General features: G+C 70.9%; 7 protein-coding genes. 5 read left to right on the forward strand and 2 right to left on the reverse strand.

Going from position 1 to position 6,415, the window contains the following annotated elements; all coding sequences use genetic code 11:
- From ABWK99_RS12130 to ABWK99_RS12150, 5 genes are all read left to right on the forward strand, one after another.
- Window positions 1–447: extracellular solute-binding protein (locus ABWK99_RS12130; protein ID WP_372594960.1), on the forward strand; the 447-nt coding region annotated here is incomplete at its 5' end.
- Window positions 447–1,586 carry an ABC transporter ATP-binding protein gene (locus tag ABWK99_RS12135; RefSeq protein ID WP_372594961.1) on the forward strand — a complete coding sequence of 380 codons (1,140 nt, stop codon included), beginning with the start codon at window positions 447–449 and terminating at the stop codon, window positions 1,584–1,586. The genes ABWK99_RS12130 and ABWK99_RS12135, both read left to right, overlap by 1 nt.
- A 3-nt stretch (window positions 1,587–1,589) precedes the next feature.
- On the forward strand, window positions 1,590–2,504 hold the full coding sequence (locus tag ABWK99_RS12140) for an ABC transporter permease (protein ID WP_372594962.1): 915 nt from the start codon (window positions 1,590–1,592) through the stop codon (window positions 2,502–2,504).
- Window positions 2,501–3,322, forward strand: coding sequence for an ABC transporter permease (locus ABWK99_RS12145; protein ID WP_372594963.1), 822 nt, complete (start codon window positions 2,501–2,503; stop codon window positions 3,320–3,322). The genes ABWK99_RS12140 and ABWK99_RS12145 overlap by 4 nt, the downstream gene beginning before the upstream one ends.
- Window positions 3,323–3,335: 13 nt before the next feature.
- Window positions 3,336–4,640 carry a saccharopine dehydrogenase family protein gene (locus ABWK99_RS12150; RefSeq protein ID WP_372594964.1) on the forward strand — a complete coding sequence of 435 codons (1,305 nt, stop codon included), beginning with the start codon at window positions 3,336–3,338 and terminating at the stop codon, window positions 4,638–4,640.
- A gap of 9 nt (window positions 4,641–4,649) precedes the next feature.
- Here the strand turns inward: ABWK99_RS12150 and ABWK99_RS12155 are convergent, their stop codons facing one another.
- A complete protein-coding gene (locus ABWK99_RS12155) occupies window positions 4,650–6,014 on the reverse strand; it encodes a transaminase (protein WP_372594965.1) in 1,365 nt (454 codons plus the stop codon).
- A partial coding sequence (locus ABWK99_RS12160; protein ID WP_372594966.1) for an aminotransferase class III-fold pyridoxal phosphate-dependent enzyme occupies window positions 6,011–6,415 on the reverse strand: 405 nt, incomplete at its 5' end. The genes ABWK99_RS12160 and ABWK99_RS12155, both read right to left, overlap by 4 nt.

Raw genomic sequence — 6,415 nt, forward strand, 5'->3', positions numbered from 1 at the left:
CACATCCGCCAGGTCAAGGGCAACTCCTACGCGGAGGACCTCATCAGCGGGGACGCGCTCGCCGTGATCGGGTGGTCCGGGGACATCACCGTCCTCAACTTCGAGAACGGCGACGGCTGGGAGTTCGCCCTTCCCGAGGCCGGCGGCACCCTCTGGAGCGACAACCTGATGATCCCGATCGGGGCGACGCACAAGAAGAACGCAGAAGAGCTGATCAACTACTACTACGACCCTGCCGTCGCCGCCGAGGTCGCCGCCTACGTCAACTACATCTGCCCGGTCGAGGGTGCGAAGGAGGAGATGGCCGCGATCGACCCCGAGCTGGTCGACGACCAGCTGATCTTCCCCGACGAGTCCACCCTCGCGCAGTCGCGGGTCTTCCGTGCCCTGACCCCCGAGGAGGAGACCCGCTACAACGAGGCCTTCCAGGCGGTGATCGGGAACTGATGTCCGAGGTCACCGATCCGGCAGGTGCGGACCTCGTCCTCACTCGCATCACCAAGCAGTTCGGGGCCTTCACGGCCGTCGATGACCTCAGCCTCACGATTCCCTCGGGATCGTTCTTCGCCCTGCTCGGTCCCTCCGGGTGCGGCAAGACGACGACCCTGCGGATGGTGGCCGGTCTGGAGCACCCTACGAGCGGGAGCATCTCGATCGGTGGCAAGGACGTGACGGACACCCGGGCGTACCAGCGCCCGGTCAACACCGTCTTCCAGTCCTACGCGCTCTTCCCGCACCTGACCGTGCTGGAGAACGTGGCCTTCGGCCTCAAGCGGCGCCGGACGGCCGATGCGCTGCGGCTCGCGGGCGAGGCGCTGGAGCTCGTGGAGCTGCGGCACCTCGCCGAGCGGCGGCCGGCCCAGCTCTCGGGCGGCCAGCAGCAGCGCGTCGCGCTCGCCAGGGCGATCGTCAACAACCCTGCGGTGCTTCTGCTCGACGAGCCGCTCGGTGCCCTCGACCTCAAGCTGCGGCGCCAGATGCAGGTCGAGCTGAAGAAGATCCAGGAGGAGGTCGGGCTGACCTTCGTGCACGTCACGCACGACCAGGAGGAGGCCATGACCATGGCCGACACGGTCGCCGTGATGAACGCCGGACGGATCGAGCAGATGGGTGCGCCCGCCGACCTGTACGAGCTTCCGCAGACCGCCTTCGTCGCGAACTTCCTCGGCCAGTCCAACCTCCTGCGCGGCACCGTGCTCGACGCCGGACCGAGCACCCTCGGGGTGGAGGTGGCCGGCCGGCGGCTGCGCGTACCCACCGCCAGGGCGGTCAGCACCACCGGCGAGGTGTTCGTCGGCGTCCGCCCGGAGAAGCTCCACCTCGTCCGCGAGGGCGAGGACGTGCCGGACGACGCCAACGTGGTGGGCCCCGGCCGCATCACCGACGTGTCGTTCAGCGGGGTCAGCACGCAGTACCAGGTCGAGGTGCCAGGACTCGGCACGCTCGGGGTCTTCGTGCAGAACATCTTCGGCGGCAAGGGCGCGGCTCCCGGGGAGTCGGTGCACCTCGCCTGGGCGATCCGGCACACCTTCGGGCTCGACGGCGACCAGGACGTGTCCGCCGGGGCGCTCGACGAGGAGGACTGAGCCATGAGCATGATGGCCGGCCTCGGCGCAGCCACCTCGAAGGTCGTCGCGACTCCCAGCCGTGCCGCGCGCGGTCCGGCGTACCTGCTGCTCGCCCCGGGCCTCGGCTACCTCGCGCTGTTCTTCGTCGTCCCGGTGTTCGCGCTGCTGGTGACCTCGCTGTACATCCCGGTACCCGGCGGCGACGTCGGGCAGTTCCAGCCGGCGTTCGCCTGGCAGAACTACGTCGCGGCCCTGGAGACCTACTGGCCGCAGATGCTCCGCTCCTTCTTCTTCGCCCTCGTCGCGACGATCGCCGCCCTGCTCATCGGGTACCCGATCGCCTACGTGATCGCCGTGCGGGCCCGCGGGAGGACCTTCCTCCAGGGGATGCTCCTCGTCCTGGTGATCGCCCCGTTCTTCACGAGCTTCATCCTGCGGACCATCGCGTGGAAGCAGATCCTCGCCGACGAGGGCGTCGTCGTCGCGGTGCTCAGAGCCGTGGCGATCCTGCCGTCGGACGGCCGGCTCACCGCGACCGGTTTCGCCGTCGTCGCCGGCCTGACGTACAACTTCCTGCCGTTCATGACCCTGCCGATCTACGCCAGCCTCGAGCGGCTCGACCCACGCCTCGTCGAGGCAGGGGCCGACCTCTACGCCAACGGGCCGACGACCTTCCGCAAGGTGACCCTTCCGCTCTCGATGCCCGGTGTGGTCTCGGGAACCCTGCTCACGTTCATCCCTGCCTCCGGTGACTTCGTGAACTCGGTGCTCCTGGGCAACAACAACACGACGATGATCGGTCAGGTCATCGACTCGCGGTTCTTCAAGGTGAGCGACTACCCGACGGCGGCAGCGCTGTCGGTGATCCTCATGATCGCGATCCTCGCGCTCGTCTCGGCGTACGTACGCCGCTCGGGGACGGAGGACCTGCTGTGAGCGGGACCGTCCTCGCACCGCGCCGGCGCCGACGTCGCCTCGGGGAGATCATCGTCCCCGTGTTCGCGGGCCTTGCCTTCCTCTACCTGCTCGTGCCGATCGCCTACACGGTCGCGTTCTCGTTCAACGACGCCGGTCGGTCGAACATCCTCTGGCGCGGCTTCACCTGGGACAACTGGGCCAACCCCTGCGGGGCGCCCCGGGTGTGCGAGGCCTTCGTGAACTCGCTCCAGGTCGGCCTGATCGCCACCGCCGTCTCGACCGTGCTGGGCACGCTGCTGGCCGTCGCGCTCGTGCGCTACCGCTTCCGGGGCCGCGCACTGGCGAACCTCATGGTCTTCCTGCCGATGTCCACCCCCGAGGTCGTGCTCGGTGCCGCCCTGCTCGCCCAGTTCCTCAGCCTGCGGATCAACCCCGGGTTCTGGACGGTGGTCGTCGCGCACGTGATGTTCTGCATCAGCTTCGTCGTGGTCACCGTCAAGGCTCGGGTCGCGAGCCTCGACCCACGACTGGAGGAGGCCGCTGCCGACCTGTACGCCTCGCCGTTCGCCGCCTTCTGGAGGGTGACCTTCCCGCTCCTCGTCCCGGGCATCGCCGCGGCGGCCCTGCTGGCCTTCTCGCTGTCCTTCGACGACTTCATCATCACCAACTTCAACTCCGGCAACTTCACGACCTTCCCGAAGTTCGTGTACGTCTCGGCGACGCGCGGCATCCCGCCCCAGGCGAACGTCATCGGTTCGGCCATGTTCGCCCTCGCTCTCCTGCTCGTCGTCGGCGCGCAGGTCTTCAGCTGGACGCGGGCCAGGCGCCGCGCCTGAGATCGGAGCACCCGTGCGCATCCTGGTCGTCGGCAGTGGTGGGGTGGGCGACGCCGTCGCCCGGATAGCGGCCCGCCGGACCTTCTTCGAGCTGCTCGTCGTGGCGGACATGGACCCCGCCCGAGCCGAGCGCACGGTCGCCGCCGTGCAGGCGCACCCCGCCTCGCTCGCCACCGGCCGGTTCGTCGCCGCGCAGGTCGACGCCTCTGACGCCGAGGCCGTCGCCGGCCTGATCCGGGCGCACGGGATCACCCATGTGCTCAACGCCGTCGACCCGCGGTTCGTGCTCCCCGTCTTCCGGGGGGCGCTGGCCGCGGGTGCCGACTACCTCGACATGGCGATGTCCTTGTCGAGCCCGCACCCCACCGAGCCGTACGCCAGGACGGGGGTCACCCTCGGCGCCGAGCAGTTCGCCGAGGACGGGGACTGGCGTGCGGCAGGCCGCCTCGCCCTGGTCGGCATGGGCGTCGAGCCGGGGCTCTCCGACGTCTTCGCCCGCTACGCCGCCGACCACCTGTTCAGCGAGATCGACGAGCTCGGGACGCGCGACGGTGCGAACCTCGAGGTGCTCGACGACGACGGCAACGCGATCTTCGCCCCGTCCTTCTCGATCTGGACGACGATCGAGGAGTGCCTCAACCCGCCGGTGATCTGGGAGCGGGAGCGCGCCGAGGCCGCGGGCGGCATCGAGGGCGGCTGGTACACCGTCCCGCCGTTCCACGAGCCGGAGATCTTCGACTTCCCCGGTGGGATCGGACCGGTGGAGTGCGTGCACGTCGAGCACGAGGAGGTCCTCCTCATGCCGCGCTTCCTGGACGCGAAGAAGGTGACCTTCAAGTACGGGCTGGGTGAGGAGTTCATCTCGGTGCTGCGCACCCTGCACACCCTCGGCCTGGACCGCACGGCACCCGTGACCGTGCGGTCGGCCGACCCTGCGGCGCCGGGGCGCGTGCAGGTCAGCCCGCGCGACGTCGTCGCGGCCTGCCTCCCCGACCCGGCCGGCCTCGGCGAGCGGATGCGCGGAGCGACCTGCGCCGGTCTGCTGGTGACCGGCACCGGGCGGGACGGTGCGCCTCGGGAGGTCTACCTGCACCACGTCGTCGACAACTCCTGGTCGATGGCGGAGTACGGCGCGCAGTGCGTCGTCTGGCAGACGGCCGTCAACCCCGTCGTGGCCCTGGAGCTGCTGTCCACCGGGACCTGGGCGGGGTCGGGCGTGCAGGGTCCGGAGGCCTTCGACGCTGTGCCCTTCCTCGACCTGCTCGCCGGGGAGTACGGCTCCCCCTGGGGCCTCCAGGAGCGCACGCCCTCGTCGTGAGGTGCGCGCCTACCGCAGTGTCCGGGCCGCCTCGGCGAAGGCGACCGTGTGCGCGTCGACGTCGGCCCTGCTCGTCGCCGGGCTCATCAGCGCCATGTTGTGGAACGGGGTCAGCAGCACCCTGCGGTTGAGCGCGTGCAGGTGCAGGTACTGCTGGAGCGGGAAGTCGTCGGCGTCGGCCGCCTCGGCGCCGTCGTGCGGGGGAGCGGAGGAGAAGGCGTACTCGGCGCGCGCCCCGAGCCGCGTCACGTGCCACGGCAGGCCGGTCTCGTCCAGGACCCCCTGGACGCCATCGGTCCAGGCCACCGCCAGCTCCTCCATCGCGGCGAACGCTGCGGGGGTGAGGACCTCGCCGAGCGTCGCGCGGATCGCGGCGAGGCTCAGCGCGTTCCCGGCGAGCGTTCCGCCGACCCCGCCGACGTCGATGTCCTCCATCTCGATCATCTCGGCGACGCGATCGGCGAGCTCGGCGGTCATCCCGAATGCTGCCGCGGGGATGCCGCCGCCGATGGTCTTGCCGACGACGAGCGCGTCCGGTTCGAGCCCCCAGGCGGCGGTGGCCCCGCCCGGGCCGACGCACAGCGTGTGGGTCTCGTCGATGATGAGCACGGCGCCGTGCGCCCGTGCACTCTCCTCGAGGCCCCGGAGGTAGCCGGCGTCGGGCAGGACGATCCCGATGTTGGTCATCGCCGGCTCGAGCAGCACGGCAGCGATCTCGCCGGTGGCCAGCGCACGCTCCATCGCCGGCAGGTCGTTGAAGGGGACGACGGCCGTCGTCAGCTCAGGAGGGACGGGGGCGCCGATCGTGCCGCGTCTCTCGACGACGCGGCCGTCCTCGAGGGTCGCGAAGGTCTCGTCGACGCTCCCGTGGTAGCACTTGTCGATCACGGCGACCTTGGGCCGGCCGGTGACCATCCGCGCGTAGCGCAGCAGGTGCCGGTTGGCGTCGGTCGCGGTCAGGGTGAACTGCCACTGGGTGAGGCGCGCGGGACCCGGCCCGCTGAACCGGTCGGTGAGCAGTGCGGCGACCACGGCGGCGTCCGCCGTCGGCAGCATCGTGGTGATGCCCTGACCGAGCTGCTCGCGCACCGCTGCGACCGTCGCGGCGGGGGAGTGACCGCTCATCGCTCCCGTGTCCCCGAGGCACAGGTCGACGTGCTCGAGCCCGTCCGCGCACACGAAGTGGGCTCCGGTGGCCTGCGCGACGTGCACGGGGAAGCCGCCGGGCCACTTGGCCATCCAGCTCATCGGGACGCCGAGCGGCATGTGCGCGCGGCCGGCCTCCGCGAGCGCCGCGCAGGCCGGGTGGTCGGCGACGAACCGCGCGACCTCTGCCTCGTGGAGCTCGGCGAGCCGAGTGCTGTCGATGCTCATCGTGCGCCGTCCTCGCCTGACTGCTCGGCACGCAGCGCTGCGGCGAGCACCTCGAGCCCGTCGAGCAGCAGCTCGTCGTCGATCACGAGGGGAGGGAGCAGCCGGATGACGTTCCCGTAGGTGCCGCAGGTGAGGATCAGCACGCCCTGCGCCGCGCACCGCCGCGCGACGCGTCCGGCCAGGCCGGCATCGGGCTCGAGGGTTCCTGGCCGGACCAGCTCGATCGCGAGCATGGCGCCGCGGCCGCGCACCTCGGCGATCGAGGGCTCCTCCTCGGCGAGCGCGCGGAGGAAGCCTCCGGCGAGGTCCTCGATATGACGCGCGGCCCCGGCGAGGTCGGCGCGCTCGTACAGGTCGATCGTCGCGAGGGCCGCAGCACAGGACACCGGGTTGCCGCCGTA

Origin of the sequence: Actinotalea sp., assembly GCF_041597215.1 — a bacterium.
Taxonomy (GTDB): Bacteria; Actinomycetota; Actinomycetes; order Actinomycetales; family Cellulomonadaceae; genus Actinotalea.